Below are 15,808 nucleotides of genomic sequence, written 5' to 3'. Positions count from 1 at the left end.
TTGCCCTGCCCCCGGTTCAGGATGGCCGCGGAATTTTGAGGATTTCACCGAAGGTGACGTATTCGCTTCCGCCGAGACGGCCGATCGGATCAATCGCAGCGCCATTGAAGGTCAGGCGATTCTTGTCATCGTAACGGGCTGCATCATCAGATACCCATACCCGGGTGACTTTTCCGAATACCAGTGACTGGGGCCCGGCACCGATTTCCTTGATGTCGTAGAGCTCGCAGGCAAAAGCCACGTTGCAGTCCTTGAGCCGAGGCAGGCTCGAGCCTTCGAAATCCACCAGCTCCAGATCAAGATTTTTCAGTTCGGATTCGCCATGGGGCAAGGTTCGCGAGGATTCTGTGACCGCCGCAGCGAGATCCCGGTGGGCGATATGAACGACAAAATTCTTTCTCGCTTCAATGTTTACCCGGGTGTCTTTCGACACGCCCTCCGCCGGTTTTTTACCAACGGAAATCATCAGCAACGGGGGATTGCTGGTGATCGGCGTAAAGAACGAGAATGGCGCCAGATTGTAGTCCCCATCCGGATTTTCACTCAGCACCCAGGCAACTGGCCTCGGAATCACTGTCTGGGTAAGGATGTGGTAGGCATCTTTCGGATCCATACCCTCGAAATCTATAAGCATCACTCTCTCCCGTTAACTGCAGCTTCGGGCGTTCGTTCGCGCAACAGCCACAAAGTCATCAATAACCCGTGAAGTATCAGGAAGGGTACGGCAACCATGACCAGACCCCCCCAGCCCAGCCAGCTCAGAATTGCGCCGGCAGACAGCGCCGCGGTCGCCTGGGAGCCAAAAACCATTATGTCGTTCAGGCCCTGGACGCGGAAGCGTTCGGCATCACGATACCCCCGGGGCAGCAGCGTTGTGCCACCAACGAACAGGAAATTCCAGCCAACGCCGAGCAACAAAAGCGCTGACAGATAGTGGTGGAAGCTGACACCACTGGCGGCAAGGGCAATACAGCCGAGGTAGGCCAGCAGGCCCGCTGCCATCATCAGGGGAATGCCTACCACGCGTGTCAGCCAACCGCTGATCAGCGACGGAAGATACATGGCCATTATGTGGAGCTGGATCACCCGCTTGGCATCGTCGAGGTCATGGCCGGCCATTTCGGTCATGCTCAGCGGCGTCGCCGTCATGATGAAACTCATCACCGCATAGCCAATGGCCGCGGCACTCATGGCAGCCCAGATCAAAGGGTTCGCCATAATCTCCCGTAGTGGGCGGCCTCCTCCCGGCCGGGATTCCTGGACGCGCTCGGCCCCTGCCCGGTAACCGATAGCAAGGATCAGCAAAGCCGCACCCTGGACGGCCGCCAGCGCGATCCAGCTGACCAGAAACGGGTATTGCTCCGCCGCGCCGCTGCCCAGACCCGCAACTTCCGGCCCGAGCCAGGCTGCCACCAGCCCACCCAGCAACACGCGAGCGGCAGCAGAACCCGCCATACCCGGCGCCACGGATTCCATGGCCGCAAACCGATATTGGTGAACCACCGCAAGCCCCGTACCACCGACCACGGCCGCAAGACAAAGAAGGGAAAACAGACCAGTCCAGGACGCCAGGCCTCCAATAAGACCTGCAACAAGGCCCATGATGGCACCCAGCAGCATCACGCGCTTGCGCCCGATGCGCTCCATTAACCAGGTTGCCGGTTTGATAGCCAGAACGGTGCCTACGACCACCAGACCGACGGGAAGTGTTGCGTACTCGGGCGCAGGGGCAAGCATTCTGCCCTGAATGCTGCCTATAAAAACGATAAAAGGCGCTGTGCACATGGCCAGCGCCTGAGCGGCAACCAGGACCCAGACATTGAGGGGCATGGATTATTTTTTCCTGTAGATGATTCCGGGGTGGCACTGCACCATCTCGTAGAGATGGGGCAAGCCGTTGAGCGATTCCGAGGCACCAAGAACCAGATAGCCGCCCGGGTTCAGGGTGGCGTGCATCCGGGTGAGAATGTCCTTTTTCAGGTCCGCCGAAAAATAGATCAGAACGTTCCGGCACATCACAATATCGAACTTGCCCAGCATATAACGCTCAAGCAGGTTCAACTCCTTGAACTCCACCATGCTCTTGATCTGGGGTTTGATCTGCCAGCCACCGTTCAGGGACGGCGTGAAAAACTGCTTCTGGCGCTCTGGCGAGAGCCCCCGACCAATAGCAAGCATTTCATACTCGCCCTTGCGAGCCACATCAAGAACGCTTTTGGAGATATCCGTCGCGGTGATCTTTACATCCCGCAGCTTCCCGGGCCTCGCCCGCCGAAACTCCTCGACGATCATGGCAATCGAATACGGCTCCTGGCCGGTTGAGCAGGCCGCAGACCAGATACGCAAAGGCTGCATCGAGTTGCGCTCTGCGAATTCGGGAAGCAGTTTCTCCTGAAGAATCCGGAAAGGGTGATTGTCACGGAACCACAGGGTTTCATTGGTTGTCATCGCATCGATGACAGTCTCTTTCAGGCCGCCCCGCCCGGGGCGCTTAAGACGCTCGAGCAGTTCACCCAGGGTATTCAGGCTGTTCTCTTCAAGAATCCTGCGCAACCGGCTTTTGACCAGGTACTGTTTATTATCGCCCAGTAAAATCCCACAGGCGTCCTGCAGGAACGATTTGAAGGCTTCATATTCCTGTGGCGTTATTTCCGCTTTCATTGGGTCTCTGTTCTGAGTGAATCTTTGAGCGGCTCCATCAACCCTGGTCGATGATTTCCATCACCCGCTCTGCCAGCTCGTCCGGACTGAACTTTGCCATAAAGTCGTCGGCCCCGACCTTCTTTACCATGGCCTGGTTGAACACACCGCTGAGTGAGGTGTGAAGCATAACAAACATATCCGAAAGCGCCGGGTCCTCTTTCACCTTGGTGACGAGGGTGTAGCCATCCATTTCAGGCATCTCCACGTCCGAGATGATCAGAGAGAAGTGATCCTTGGCCCGGGAACCGTCCGCAGTGATTTCCTTCAGATGTTCAATAGCCTGCTTGCCGTCGTTTTTCAGCACCACTTCCATGCCAATTGCGGTGAGACACCGCTGTATCTGGCGCCGGGCCACGGACGAATCATCGACCACCAGCACGGGCAGATGCCCCGGCACCCGGTCCGCGCTCTTGCTCAGAACGGCTTCGGTTACGTCCTCCCCGAGCGGAGAAACTTCTGAAAGAATCTTCTCTACATCAATGATTTCAATAAGCTTATCATCAATTTTCGTGACAGCGGTAAGATAGACATCCTTGCCGGCCCCTTTGGGTGGAGGCAGGATTTCTTCCCAGTTCATGTTCATGATTCGCTCGACGCCGCTCACCAGGAAACCCTGCGTTTTGCGATTGTATTCAGTGATGATGACGAAGCTGGTGGAGAGCTCGTCTTGCGGGATACCCGGCAGACCGATTGCCATGCTCAGATCGATAATGGGGATAGTCTCACCCCGGCTATGGGCTACGCCTCGAACGACCGGCCGACTGTTGGGCAGGGAGAACAGCTTCGGACACTGCAGAACCTCTTTCACCTTGAACACGTTGATCCCGTAGATCTGGCGCCCTCTGAGACGGAAAAGAAGCAGCTCAAGGCGGTTCTTTCCGACCATCTGAGTGCGCTGGTTGACACTGTCCAAAACCCCTGCCATTTCGATTCTCCTGGCTTGCCGGAATTACAACGGCATATATCTTGCTGTTCACTGAATAATAGCCTGATCGACGGAAACCCGTCATATCAGGGGTGGGTCAGCCCATTTAACGGCCACTTTTACCGAATCCTTAGCCTGATTCGGGCTTTTCTGCCCTGTTGTTGACAGCATAGGACAAACTGATACGTATGCGCATCACGAATTTCGCCCTACTACTGCTAATGTCTGGCCTGAGCACGCCGCTCCTTGCTGGAACGACGGCTGAACAGATTCAGAAAGCAACCCTGGCGTTTCTGGACAGCTTTGCGTCTGAACAGGCCGAGCATGGCTACACCGTTTCCTTCGAACCCGGTTCCATCGACAGCCGCCTCGCTCTCGCCGAGTGCGAAAAGCCTTTGAGTGTAGAGTTCAGCGGTGACCCATGGAAAAGCACCAGCCCGTCGTTGCAGGTAGCCTGCGAAGGAACCCGCCCATGGCGAATGTTTGTTACCGCTTCAGTCTCTATCCATGGGCCAGCCCTGGTAGCAGCGAGGCCACTCACGCGTGGAGAGCGAATAACCGAAGGGCTGCTTGCAAAGCAGTCTGTTGAAATCAATTCATCCAGACGTGGCGTGATTACGGACTCGAAGCAGGCGATTGGCATGGAAGTGCGGCGCGCAGTGAATGCCGGATCGCTCGTTACACCAGACATGCTTTCGGCCCCGAATGCGGTCGAACGAGGCGATCATGTTATCATCACCGCCAAAACCGGTGGATTTTCAGTACGTTCCCGGGGCAAAGCCCTGGCAAGCGCCAGCGTTGGCGAACAGGTTCTGGTTGAGAATCTGCGCTCATCGCGCACGATAAGAGCCAGCGTTGTCGCGCCGGGCCACGTGGAGATTCCGATGTGAGCCGCGTGCGGCAGAGGCTTGCCGGAGCGGCAAGTGAATGCCGCAAAACCGGTCGTAAAAGCAGATGAAAAAAGTGCTAAAAAGTACTAAAGGTTTTCGCGGCGCCGCCGTTAAGAAGACATAAACTCGAGTAAGCGCCGCATTCGTGGCGCGACAGGCAAGCAGGTACAGATATGTCAGTTGACTTAAATGGAATTGGCCCCGGCCAGGTCAACACCCAGAGAACTACGGCCGACAAAAGCTCCGGCGCACAGAATACCCAGCCGGCATCCAACGAACAGGCGAAGACACAGGCCCAGGGGGCCCGTGGTGAGAACGTTAGCCTGAGCAATCAGGCCAAGAATCTGAAGCAGCTCGAACAAAAGCTGGGCGATTATCCGGAAATGGATGACGACCGCATCGAGCAGATCCGTTCCGCCCTCGAAAATGGCACGTACAAGATTGACGCCGAGAAGCTGGCCCAGAAAATGCTTGAGATGGATGAAAGCATTTTCGGGTGAGTAGACCATGGCCGCAATTGATGATTTGAAGACCCTTCTTTCCCAGGATATCAGCCAGCTTGAAACACTGGCTGACGTTCTCGGCAAGGAAAAGACCTGCCTTGCGAATTCCGACCTCCGCCAGCTGGACGCCCTGACCAGAGAGAAGAACGATCTCCTCGGTGCAGTCCGCGAACGCGCCAAACAGAAAATCCGAACGCTCGTACAAATGGGATATCGCCCCGAAAGTGGCGAGCCTTCCCGCTTTATTCGCAGCGCCGGATTCTCGGATCTCTTCGAACTCTGGCAGGAAGCGGACCAGAAGCTGCGAACCTGTCAGACGCTGAACCAGACCAACGGTCGCGTAATCAGCCACTTGCAAAAGCGTTTGTCGAGGCTCACAGATATTTTCCGCGGCGCCACCGGCCAGCAAAAGCTGTACGGTGCACAGGGTCAGCAGACCACGGTATCAAGCAGCACGGTGCTCGCCAGCGCCTGAGCCCGGACGCATGGCTCTGCCGAGCCATGCTTTCCACTTTATCGGGTGTAGATGGTCATCTGGGAGTCGGGATGAAACCGGATGTCGTGAATGCTCACGTTGCCCATTGAAGCTCCCTGGCCTCCCGTAACCCGTATATTGTCCATCCGGATTTCCTCGATGCGCTCAGGGAACGCCAGCATCAGGGCGCCATCTTCTCTTACCCGATAACGCGGCTCCCCTTCACGATAGTGCACACCGGAAATGCTGAGATCTGAATCCAGGAAGTTCAGAACCGGCACGAAGATATTGGCGGAAAGCTTGAGACCTTCAATAACATCTGCGGATGCCTCGGTGCCTTGCTCCCCATTTCCTGCGGGGTTCTCCGCCATATTGCTGACAATACCAATGCGCTGCAGCAGGGTCGGATCGCCCTGACCCGAAATCGCCGCCAGCTCGGCTTCACTCATGAGGGCAAGATTGCCTCTCTCATAAAGTTCGCCGGCTTCCAGCGTTGCCTGTGACGCCTCGGCCGAATTGCTGGCCGCAAAGGTTACCAGGGGCTGGAATGGCAGCGTGACCGCTGTTACCAGGGCGGCAGCGTTGCGATAGCGGGACTGGTGCTTGAGGACACGGTGCAGCTCCTTCTCGCTGATCCAGCCCGCCTGGATAAATACCTCACCCAGGCGCTGTCCCGTTTCCCGCTGAAGCCTGAGGCCTTCGTTAACCTGCCCCTCAGACAGATACCCACGATTGATAAGCAATCGCCCGAGGCGTGATTTCTCTTCAAATCCCTGACGGATTCTCACCCAGTGTCTCCTTTTAAACAGTGAAAACCGTACAACCCGGCCCGGCCAGTGTGATCCATGACTTCCGATATCGGGAAGGTTAGCCGATCACACAACGATGTGCGTGGATGCAGTGCCCGTTTTACCATCACCATCTGGTAAGATCTGGCACCTGATAACAGAATTCGCCGAATTGTCGCAGGAAACACACCTGCTAATAACACGGAGAACGGCTGCAAATGACAAACATGGTAAAACCCCTGAAAACTGTGACACCCGTATTGCTTATGGCATTCGCCCTGCTCATGCCGACTGCCGCGGTGCAGGCGCAAACCAATGAGCAACCGGCCAGTGATCCTCTTCCAAAGGTCCGCATGGTGACCAGTGAAGGCGCTATCGAGCTTCAGCTTCGCCCGGATGTTGCGCCCGAAACGGTCGACAATTTCCTGCAGTACGCCGAAGACGGTTTTTTCGACGGCACCATCTTCCATCGGGTTATACCCGGGTTCATGATCCAGGGCGGCGGTTTCACCCGGGATCTCTCCCGCAAGTCCACTCGGGCCCCTATCCGCAACGAAGCGAAAGAGACACTGCCGAACCTTCGTGGAACCATTGCGATGGCTCGCACCAGTGCGCCTGATTCCGCCACGTCCCAGTTCTTTATCAACCTTTCCGACAACGGGTTCCTGAACGCCGGAGTTCGCGGCCCGGGTTATGCGGTTTTTGGCAAGGTGACCGAGGGCATGGGCGTTGTCGATGCCATTGCCCGCAAACAGACCACTCGCAAACAGGGGATGGCCGATGTGCCGGTTGAACCTGTGATCATCGAAACCGTCACCGTGGTCGACCCCGAAGGCTGACACCGTGGACCGTGCTCCCCTGCCGCCCGGAATAGAGCCCGCTGAACTGGCTTGGCACGACGGCGTCCCGGAGTCCATCCGGTTCGGCGATGTCTATTTCAGCCGTGACAATGGTCTCGAGGAAACACGCTACGTTTTCCTGCAACACAACCAGTTGCCCGAACGTTTCGCACAGATTCCCGAGGGCGGCAATTTCGTTATTGCCGAAAACGGCTTTGGGACCGGCCTGAACTTTCTCGCTGCCTGGCAAGCCTGGCAGCGACACGCTCCGGCCCATGCGGCGACGCTGCACTTCGTTTCCGTTGAACGTTTCCCCCTCACCCACGAGGACCTGGCCCGGGCCCTGGCACAGTGGCCCGAACTGGCGGCGCTGGCCGACGAACTGCTTCTGAATTACCCACCCCTGGTGCGCGGGGTACACAGGCTGCTCCTGGCCGGGGGGCAGGTTCGACTGACGCTGTTTTTCGGCGACATTACCGACGCCTGGCAATCCCTGGATTTTCAAGCCGACGCCTGGTTTCTGGACGGGTTCGCTCCGTCCCGCAACCCGGATATGTGGCTGGAAAACACCATCAACAAGATCCGTGCACACAGTAAGCCGGGCACAACTCTGGCGACCTTTACCTCCGTTGGCCGGATTCGTCGGGCCTTGATGGAGGCCGGATTCCGGATGGAAAAAACCACCGGATACGGTCGCAAACGGGATATGCTGAAAGGCGTTCTTGTCGCGGAGAACCCGGCACCCATCAAAACGGTTCCCACGGAACAACAGGAATCGATCTTAATCATCGGCGCAGGTGTTGCCGGCTGCGCACTGGCAAGAAACCTGGCAGACCGGGGATACCCGGTAACACTGATCGACGCCCATGGTCCGGGTGCAGCAGCCTCGGGCAACGCCCAGGGCGCCCTGTATGTGAAGCTGGGCGTAGAGTTCAACGACCAGACCGAGCTGGCGCTCACAGCCCTCACGTTCGCGCAGCGTTTCTACCACAACTGGCGCGACCAGCACTGGCATCCGACCGGCCTGCTACAGCTGGCCCACAATCCCCAGGAAGCGGACCGGCAGCGGAGGTTTCTCCAAAGGAACGACTACCCCCGGAGTATCTTTTACCCGGTGACCCGGGAACAGGCCAGCGCCCTGACAGGCGTGCCCACGGAATCGGGCGGGCTCTGGTTCCCAGGCAGTGGCTGGCTCGAACCCGCAAACCTTTGCAAGGAACTGGCGAACCACCCGCTGATATCCACGCTGTTCCATAGCGAGGTCAACAATCTTCGGCGTTCGGACGGAACATGGAGCATTTCGACGGAAAACAACAGATCGATCACCGCTGACCGGGTGGTCATCTGCTCGGGCCATCTCAGCCCGGAGCTTATCCCGACAAAGGGTCGTTTCCGGCTGAAAGCCATTCGTGGCCAGGTTAGCCACCTACCAGCCACAGCTCTCAGAAGCCCAACGGCCGTTGTCTGTGGGAACCGGTATCTAAACCCTGCACTGGGCGAGTTTGCCGTAACCGGCGCAACCTTCGACCTACGCGACAACAACCCATCGCCCACCGTGGAAAGTCATAACGAGAACATCGATGAACTCGGCTCGATGCTGCCTGCGGTGTTTTCCGATGAAAGCGATGCGCTTAGCGGCCAGGAACTCAGTGGCCGGGTTGCCTTCCGATGCACCACCCATGACTACCAGCCGGTGGCTGGACCCGTTTTCGACGGCGAGAGCGGCGATCTCGATAGCCTTTACCTCCTTACTGGCCTTGGCAGCAAAGGACTGACCTACGCACCGCTCCTGGCCGAATATCTGGCTGACTTGCTTACCGGACAACCTCCCTGCCTTCCCGCGAACCTGGCCAAACGCCTTGAAACCCGACGCCTCTATCAGACGAATGTGGTGGTTTCGTAATAAACTCCAGCTGAAGTTTCCGGTCAGACTGCCGATAACCATCGAAATGGTGGCATAGTCACGGAGAGAACCCATGTCCATTTTTGTCAGCGAACCCGGCCGCCCGGTCGGAACCCGGCTACCGGAAACATTCCGGGCAAGGCCTGTGGGTGATGTTACAGAGCTGGCAGAAACCCAGAGCATTAATCCTGGCCGAAGTGAGGCAACGGACGCCGAGTTCCAGCAGGCCGCCAATGCCGGTCGCTACAAAGCACTTGAGGAATACGGCGCGGCGGCCGCTGGCGAGCGCCGGGAAGACCGCCCTTATCTGCCGGTATCCAGCATCTCGTCTCAAACCCTGTATTCCGTTCCGGCGTCTGCAACGATTTCTGAGGCTTTAACCGTCATGGACGAGCACCAGGTGCATCACCTTGTGATCATGGCGGATAACAACGTTGCCGGCCTTGTCGACCTGCGTTGGCTCCTGGGCTGGCTTCACGAGAACGAAGCCGATGCCATGAGCCAGAGCCTGGTTCACATCGAGTTGCCCGCGTTCCTGACAGCCTCACCCGAGACCGATGCCCATCAGCTCGCCAGGCTCATGCTGGCCCACCAGCTCAACGCAGCCCTGGTGGTAGATGCCAAAGGCGCCGCCTCCGGAATTGTTACCAGCACGGACTACCTGCGACTTTACGCCAGCGCCGGCCGCCATCAGGGAACGGTGTAGTTCCAACGGCATCTAATTCAGAGGCGTCAACAGCTCTCCCTCTGGACTGAAGAGAAGCACATACCAGTTGTTGCCTACTCGGGTTAATGCAGGTATTTCGTCATCGCGGTAGTTTTCGAGATCCACTATGGCAGAGTCATCGGCCGCAAGCTGGTATCGCCAGTTGTTTCTGAATTCCGACTCTTCCTCTTCCGTCTCCGGTTCTGGAACCAGCGATACCCGGGCAGCGATGCCCTGCTCCATTCCGGACACCACACCGCCGCTGGCGAAGTCGCCGTTCGTGGTACCCGCCACAACCATGTCGCCATCGAAATCAGCCAACCCAAGAAATGCCTCGCTGGACTGATCGTCTTCGTCATTCAGGGTGAAGGCCCGACTGACATTCCCGGCGGCTGAATATCCCAGCAGGAACCCGGCAGCACTGGAGAGCGCCTCCCTCTCCAGAACGGGGTCTTCCTCGTCCTGCTCCAGCACAGAATAGGATCCATCACTGGCACCAATCAGCCAGAGCGTGCTACCGGTATACAGTCCGTTGGAAACCGGTTCATCGCCACTGGTGCCAACCTGTTTGACATCAAGTTCGCTGGTGGCACTGGAGGCGTTAAAGAAGAAGGCATCAATGCCGCCGATGACTGAAGCGCCTTCCACAGACCCCGCGGCCGAACCAAACAACCCGGGGTTCACAGATTCTGTGCTGCCGCCGGCAACACGGTCATCGGCTGCTGAGCCGGCCTGGCGGGTCCAGGCAACCGCAGGCTGCTGCGTGTTGCCGTCCAGTTCGGTATCAATTCGCTGCAGGAAGCTGTCCCTGCCGCCCGATCCCTGCTGCTGATCAAACACACCTTCCGTTTCCCCGGCCAGGATGACATAGCCGGTGTCACGGTTGATTCCGGCCCAGCGAACCTGATCATCAGCATCCGTTCCGGTCCGGATGGTCCAGGTGCGAACGTATTCGCCACCGTTGGAGGCGGAATCAAACCAGTAAAGCGATGTCACTGAATCCAGGCCGCCCAGACCGGACGTCCCCGCCACAGACTGATCGGTGCTGTAGGCAACGACAAATTCGAACCGGTCTACCTTCGTCCCACCCTCGGTCACCTTCCGCTGCACCACGTTTATGACCGGATCCGGAGCGCTCAGGCTGTCGCTCGCAGAGGATATGTCAACCTGCTGCAACTGAGTGCCTCGTTGGTCAAAGATTCGCACCAGCACCCTGTCGTTATCCTGGGTGTCGTAGCCGGCAACGAACAGCCTGCCGTCATGGCCCATCGAGATGTCTGTGGCCACAAAGCCGTCGCCAGGGTTCAGAGCAAGCGGAGACGTCAGCTCGTTGAGGCTGATCCGGATCAGGTTTTCAGCCTCCGCTCGGGCATAATCCTCTCGACCGGCCTGGAAGTTCTCGTTGAGGCCCAGCAGGATAAACCGGTCGCTGAAGGCCGGGTTGGTATAGCCGGCCTCCGGTACCCGAATCCGGAAAGGCACTTCATCGGTCCCTTCTGGAAAAATCAGTTCGTCATTCTCAACCCAGTTTCCGTCTTCCAGTCGCTCGATAACGAACTCGGATTCGAGACGTGCGGTGGAGTCTTCGGTGTGGCTGAGCTTCGCAAAATATCCCGGTCTCTGTCTCCAGAGAGTCTCGCGACGTATTCGCGCACAGCACCCACGTTCAGCGTATCCCTGCCGCCACCGTTTACAGTTTCCAGCGACAGAACCGGCTCGTTGTCCTGAATGGACAAATTGGTAACGACACCACCGTTACCGCTGCCAAGACCGGCCAGACCGGATCGCACTTCTGTCAGTGCCAGGCGAAGGGACTCGACGGGCTCGGCAAAGCTGTCCTCGACCACCTCCAATGGCAGATAACACTCGGTAATACCCGGCTCAAGTGTGATCACACCGCGCGTATAGAAACCCTGTTCGTCAAGCTCATAGTCGATATAGTCCAGCTCGCTTTCCCCCGTCTCATCGCGAGGCATTGAACTGTTGCTGCCCAACCCGACAATGTCCGTGCCGAGGATGGCATCCCCCGCATTGGAGGCACTGTGATCGCAGTTCTGGTGTGGAGGCGAGAATCCGACGTCGCAGCTGGATGCGTCATAGTCAGACAAAAGCTCAAACGCTACCGCTACCCGGGTTACCGACGGTTGATCCAGGGTAACCTTGACGAAGACGCGGCGCGTCGGAAGTGTCAACTCCCTGGTACCGGATACGGAGCCGTCATCGTTGTAGAGATTGATGGTAACGCTGTGCTCACCCTCGGTTTCAAGATCGGGCAAGGTACATTGTTCACGGTTACTGGCAGGGATTTCCGGGCTTTCACCTTCCGTAAACGGCTCTGCATCCAGAGACATGACATTGTATTTCACATCAATATCGAACGGCTGGGCGCCGGCCATGCGGCCGTCGGTTGTTACCAGATTGATGCCTTCGGTCTTGCCCAGGTCCGCCTCTCCTCGACTACCGCCGGTGAGGCCGGGGACACCGCGCATAATGATGCCCTGGCGGGCCTTGTTACTGGTATCCTCGAGCGCCAGCCAGGACGGCGCATTGGTCAGGGAATAATCAAGGATATCTTCGCCACCGTAGGCCCCGAAGTTGTAGGAGTATTCAACACCGAGATAGGCGAACACCGGAGGTACGCCAAGGATTGTGGGCTGGTCGGGATCCTTTTCCGTCTTGCACGCAGCAAGCCCCAGTGAAAGCAGGGCCAGAACGGCAAGTTGGCGAACAGGATGAATGCGGGAGTGAAAATCGGCGCCCATGAAAAAATCCGTTTCTATCGTTGTTGTTATGGCAGCGACCGCCCGGATGGAACATGAACACCGGGCGGTTTACACACCGTTACAGAACAACGCCATGGTAGCCAATTTGATACGCAGGGGATCTGCGCGAGTTCTCAGATTCGGTTAGCCCGCGCCCAGGCCGTGCTCTTCCAGCAACGCCACCAGCCCGGCTTCATCCAGAACAGGTACCTCTAACTGTTCTGCCTTGGCCAGTTTGGAACCGGCGGCCTCTCCAGCCACCACGCAGGCCGTCTTTTTGGAAACGCTTCCGGCCACCTTGGCTCCGAGGGATTCCAGCTTCTCTTTGGCTTCGTCCCTTGTCATTCCGGAAAGCGTACCGGTCAGCACCCAGGTCTGGCCTTTCAGAGGCTTCTCTCCCTCCCGGACTTCCTCTTCCTGCCACCTCACACCGGCTTCACGCAGGGCATCCAGGGTTTCGCGATTGTGGGTCTGCTCGAAAAAGCTACGGATATGCCCCGCAACGATCGGCCCGACATCCGGAACCGTCTGAAGGCTCTCTTCATCCGCTGCAGCAATGGCCTCCAGAGTTCCGAAGTGGCCCGCCAGGGCTTTAGCGGTGGCCTCCCCCACCTCCCGGATGCCAAGGGCATACAGGAACCTCCAGAGCACGGGGTTTCTGGCCCGATCAATGGCAGCCACCAGATTGGCCGCCGACTTTTCTCCCATTCGCTCAAGTTTTACGAGGTCGTCGGTAGTCAGGCGATACAGATCGGCAACGGTTTCCACCATGCCCTGATCCACCATGATATCTATCCACTTGTCTCCCAGGCCCTCAATATCGAGGGCTTTGCGGGAGGCATAGTGGCGAATGGCTTCCTTTCGCTGCGCGGGGCAGAACAGGCCGCCAGAGCAACGGGCAACGGCTTCGCCTTCGATCTGGATAACATCCGAGTCACACACCGGGCACTGTCGGGGCAATTCCACTTCCCGGGCGCCTGAGGGGCGTTTTTCGGCCACCACCTTGACCACCTGCGGAATCACATCACCGGCGCGGCGAATGAACACGGTATCGCCGATATGAACATCCAGTCGGCGAATTTCGTCCATGTTATGGAGGGTGGCGTTGCTCACCGTTACACCGCCCACAAACACGGGTTTTAACCTCGCAACCGGGGTAACCGCGCCAGTACGACCGACCTGGAATTCCACGTCCTCGATAACCGTGAGTTCCTCCTGAGCCGGAAACTTCTGGGCAATCGCCCAACGAGGGGCCCGGGATACAAAACCCAGGGCCTTTTGCTGGTCAAGCCGGTTCACCTTGAAGACGATACCGTCGATTTCGTAGGGGAGACCGTCGCGTTTGTCCATCAGCTCGCTGTAGGCTTCGAGGCATTCCTCCGCGCCCCTGGCCTTGCGCATCTCGGGATTAATACGGAAACCCCAGCTCTGGACTCTCTTCAGCCCCTCCCACTGGGTATCCGGCAAGAGGCTTTCGTCAGTTACCGCAACGCTGTAAGCGCACATTTCGAGAGGGCGCCTGGCGGTTACCGTCGACTTTTTCTGCCGGAGGCTGCCGGCCGCCGCATTACGTGGATTAACGAAGGTCTTCTCGCCACGCTCCGCCAGGCGGCGGTTAAGCTGTTCGAAACCGTCCTTCGGCATGTAGACTTCGCCGCGGACCTCCACCAGATCGGGCACGTCGTCGCCACGGAGCTTCAGCGGTACCGAGGGAATGGTTCGGATATTGGCGGTTATGTCCTCCCCGGAATAGCCATCCCCCCGGGTGGCGGCGGTAGTCAGGGCGCCATTCTCGTAGTGCAGGCTCACCGCCAGCCCGTCCAGCTTGGGTTCACAGACATACTCCACGTCCTCAGTGATACCGAGCCGATCTTTTACCCGCCGGTCAAAATCACGAAGTTCGTCCTCGCTGAACGCATTATCCAGCGACAGCATGGGCAGCCTGTGCACTACCTCCTCAAAGCTGGTTTCCGCGGCGCTGCCAACCCGCCGCGTGGGCGACGTGTCCGAAGCCAACTCCGGATAATCGGTTTCCAGGCCCTGCAATTCCCGGAACAACCGGTCGTATTCCGCATCTGGAACACGCGGGTCATCCAGCACGTAATAGCGGTAGTTATGGTCATCAATCGCCGAACGGAGTTCTTCAACACGCTGAATGATGTCGGGCGTGGCTTTGCTCATGGACTGGCACTCTCGTCTCTCAAAAAAATGCCCGGAACAAACCGGGCATCTGGCCTTCTTTTACCGCCAGGTTTCAGACTCGCTGGGAACGTTGCTTGCGCTCGAACTCCCGAATCCTCTGGCGGCAGTGCTCGATTGTCTGAGGAGTCATCACGCTCCGGCGCTCATCCTTAAGCTCGCCGCCAAGGTTACGAACCACGGCCTGGGCTGTCTCAAGCATGAAGTCAAACGCCTGCAGCGCATTGGTGGGCCCGGGCATACTCATGAAGAAACTGATACCGGGCGTGGCCAGGGTCGGCATATCGCCCGGCTTGAACGTGCCGGGTTCCACGGCATTGGCAACACTGAACTGGACCGGGCTGGTGGTATCGGACTCCTCGTGCCGGTGATAAATGTCCATATCACCATGCTCCAGACCACAGGCTTCGAACAACTTCTTCAGGGCCACCCCCTTGAAGTCTTCACCGCTCTTGGCCAGGACATTGATCACAATCACTTCCCGGGCTTCAGGGCGATTCGCACCTGCCAGCGGCTGACCACTCACCGCTCGGGAAGGTTCACGCCGTGCCGTATCTTCCTCTACTTCGGTTGTCACCGTAGGCGGGACTGCTTCCGCCTCATCTTCGATGGCCCCCCAACCTGATTCCAGCTCGGTTTCTTCAGGCTCATGACTGGACAACCCGAAATCGGGATCCGACTCAACAGGTTCATCGTGATACTCGGCAGCCGGTTCGCTTTCCGGCTCCAGATGTAGATCCGGTTCTGGCGACTCCCGATGTTCTTCCTTGGCAGCAGCTGTCACCGGGCGGGTCGGTTTGGGTTTCGGAGAACCAAATCGGCTGGGCTTTTCACGCTTTACATAGCCACGCTCTTCGAGTGTGTCGCGGGAGATGGTTCGTGCGCCGCCGTTGGGCAACTCCGGGTTGTACTCGTCATCGAGTGGCGAATCCTCGAGCTCATCGGCGCCCATGCCCGATGAGATTGCCATGGATTCCTTCCGGGCACGCCGCATGCGGCGCACGCCATCAATGACAATGCCGATAATAACCAGGGTACCGATGGCAATTAACCATTCCCTAAGTGACATAGTGCTGCTGTCCTGTTTGCAGATCCCGTAACGTTGCTACTCTAAG

15 protein-coding genes are annotated in these 15,808 nt (G+C 57.9%); 6 read left to right on the top strand and 9 right to left on the bottom strand.

From position 1 onward, the window contains the following. Nucleotides 1–16: 16 nt before the first annotated feature. Genes HP15_RS07765 through HP15_RS07750 form a run of 4 tightly spaced genes read right to left on the bottom strand, consistent with a single transcriptional unit; the run spans nucleotide 17 to nucleotide 3,628 of the window. A complete protein-coding gene (locus HP15_RS07765; RefSeq protein ID WP_014576946.1) occupies nucleotides 17–634 on the bottom strand; it encodes a flavin reductase family protein in 618 nt (205 codons plus the stop codon). Then, complete coding sequence (locus tag HP15_RS07760) at nucleotides 634–1,830, bottom strand: MFS transporter (protein WP_014576945.1); 1,197 nt, start codon at nucleotides 1,828–1,830, stop codon at nucleotides 634–636. The genes HP15_RS07765 and HP15_RS07760 overlap by 1 nt, the downstream gene beginning before the upstream one ends. A gap of 3 nt (nucleotides 1,831–1,833) precedes the next feature. Further along, nucleotides 1,834–2,661: a CheR family methyltransferase gene (locus HP15_RS07755; RefSeq protein ID WP_008174436.1), complete on the bottom strand. Its 828-nt coding sequence runs from the start codon at nucleotides 2,659–2,661 to the stop codon at nucleotides 1,834–1,836. A gap of 37 nt (nucleotides 2,662–2,698) precedes the next feature. Then, nucleotides 2,699–3,628 (bottom strand): chemotaxis protein CheV, encoded by a 930-nt coding sequence (locus tag HP15_RS07750; protein ID WP_014576944.1) that lies wholly within the window; start codon nucleotides 3,626–3,628, stop codon nucleotides 2,699–2,701. 188 nt (nucleotides 3,629–3,816) lie between these two features. On the opposite strand from HP15_RS07750, the gene flgA reads away from it, so the two are divergent. The 3 genes from flgA (at nucleotide 3,817) to HP15_RS07735 (ending at nucleotide 5,496) form a co-directional block, all read left to right on the top strand. Further along, the gene (flgA, locus tag HP15_RS07745) at nucleotides 3,817–4,518 is read left to right on the top strand and encodes a flagellar basal body P-ring formation chaperone FlgA (RefSeq protein ID WP_008174432.1); all 702 of its coding nucleotides are present in this window, start codon (nucleotides 3,817–3,819) and stop codon (nucleotides 4,516–4,518) included. A gap of 173 nt (nucleotides 4,519–4,691) precedes the next feature. Continuing rightward, the gene (gene flgM, locus HP15_RS07740) at nucleotides 4,692–5,018 is read left to right on the top strand and encodes a flagellar biosynthesis anti-sigma factor FlgM (RefSeq protein WP_008174429.1); all 327 of its coding nucleotides are present in this window, start codon (nucleotides 4,692–4,694) and stop codon (nucleotides 5,016–5,018) included. A gap of 7 nt (nucleotides 5,019–5,025) precedes the next feature. After that, a complete protein-coding gene (locus HP15_RS07735; protein WP_008174427.1) occupies nucleotides 5,026–5,496 on the top strand; it encodes a flagella synthesis protein FlgN in 471 nt (156 codons plus the stop codon). Between the two features lie 38 nt (nucleotides 5,497–5,534). Here HP15_RS07735 and HP15_RS07730 read toward each other — a convergent pair whose 3' ends face one another. Continuing rightward, nucleotides 5,535–6,284: a hypothetical protein gene (locus tag HP15_RS07730; protein ID WP_014576942.1), complete on the bottom strand. Its 750-nt coding sequence runs from the start codon at nucleotides 6,282–6,284 to the stop codon at nucleotides 5,535–5,537. Nucleotides 6,285–6,511: 227 nt separating this feature from the next. Between HP15_RS07730 and HP15_RS07725 the strand changes: the two genes are divergently transcribed. From HP15_RS07725 to HP15_RS07715, 3 genes are all read left to right on the top strand, one after another. After that, nucleotides 6,512–7,123, top strand: coding sequence for a peptidylprolyl isomerase (locus tag HP15_RS07725; RefSeq protein ID WP_014576940.1), 612 nt, complete (start codon nucleotides 6,512–6,514; stop codon nucleotides 7,121–7,123). Nucleotides 7,124–7,127: 4 nt separating this feature from the next. Then, the gene (mnmC, locus tag HP15_RS07720) at nucleotides 7,128–9,026 is read left to right on the top strand and encodes a bifunctional tRNA (5-methylaminomethyl-2-thiouridine)(34)-methyltransferase MnmD/FAD-dependent 5-carboxymethylaminomethyl-2-thiouridine(34) oxidoreductase MnmC (protein WP_014576939.1); all 1,899 of its coding nucleotides are present in this window, start codon (nucleotides 7,128–7,130) and stop codon (nucleotides 9,024–9,026) included. Between the two features lie 73 nt (nucleotides 9,027–9,099). Continuing rightward, nucleotides 9,100–9,732 (top strand): CBS domain-containing protein, encoded by a 633-nt coding sequence (locus tag HP15_RS07715; RefSeq protein ID WP_014576938.1) that lies wholly within the window; start codon nucleotides 9,100–9,102, stop codon nucleotides 9,730–9,732. A 12-nt stretch (nucleotides 9,733–9,744) separates the two neighbouring features. Here the strand turns inward: HP15_RS07715 and HP15_RS22610 are convergent, their stop codons facing one another. The 4 genes from HP15_RS22610 to zipA all read right to left on the bottom strand — a co-directional run bounded on the left by HP15_RS22610 (nucleotide 9,745) and on the right by zipA (nucleotide 15,762). Further along, entirely contained in the window at nucleotides 9,745–11,214 is a 1,470-nt protein-coding gene (locus tag HP15_RS22610) for a hypothetical protein (RefSeq protein ID WP_014576937.1), read from the bottom strand. 23 nt (nucleotides 11,215–11,237) lie between these two features. Then, entirely contained in the window at nucleotides 11,238–12,494 is a 1,257-nt protein-coding gene (locus HP15_RS22605; RefSeq protein WP_014576936.1) for a hypothetical protein, read from the bottom strand. A 144-nt stretch (nucleotides 12,495–12,638) separates the two neighbouring features. Then, nucleotides 12,639–14,675 (bottom strand): NAD-dependent DNA ligase LigA, encoded by a 2,037-nt coding sequence (gene ligA / locus HP15_RS07705; RefSeq protein ID WP_014576934.1) that lies wholly within the window; start codon nucleotides 14,673–14,675, stop codon nucleotides 12,639–12,641. Nucleotides 14,676–14,748: 73 nt separating this feature from the next. Further along, the gene (zipA, locus tag HP15_RS07700; RefSeq protein WP_014576933.1) at nucleotides 14,749–15,762 is read right to left on the bottom strand and encodes a cell division protein ZipA; all 1,014 of its coding nucleotides are present in this window, start codon (nucleotides 15,760–15,762) and stop codon (nucleotides 14,749–14,751) included. Between the last annotated feature and the right edge of the window lie 46 nt (nucleotides 15,763–15,808).

The organism is Marinobacter adhaerens HP15, assembly GCF_000166295.1.
Classification (GTDB): domain Bacteria; phylum Pseudomonadota; class Gammaproteobacteria; order Pseudomonadales; family Oleiphilaceae; genus Marinobacter; species Marinobacter adhaerens.
Note: the sequence above shows the minus strand (reverse complement) of the source record. Positions and strands in the feature narration are given on the sequence as shown.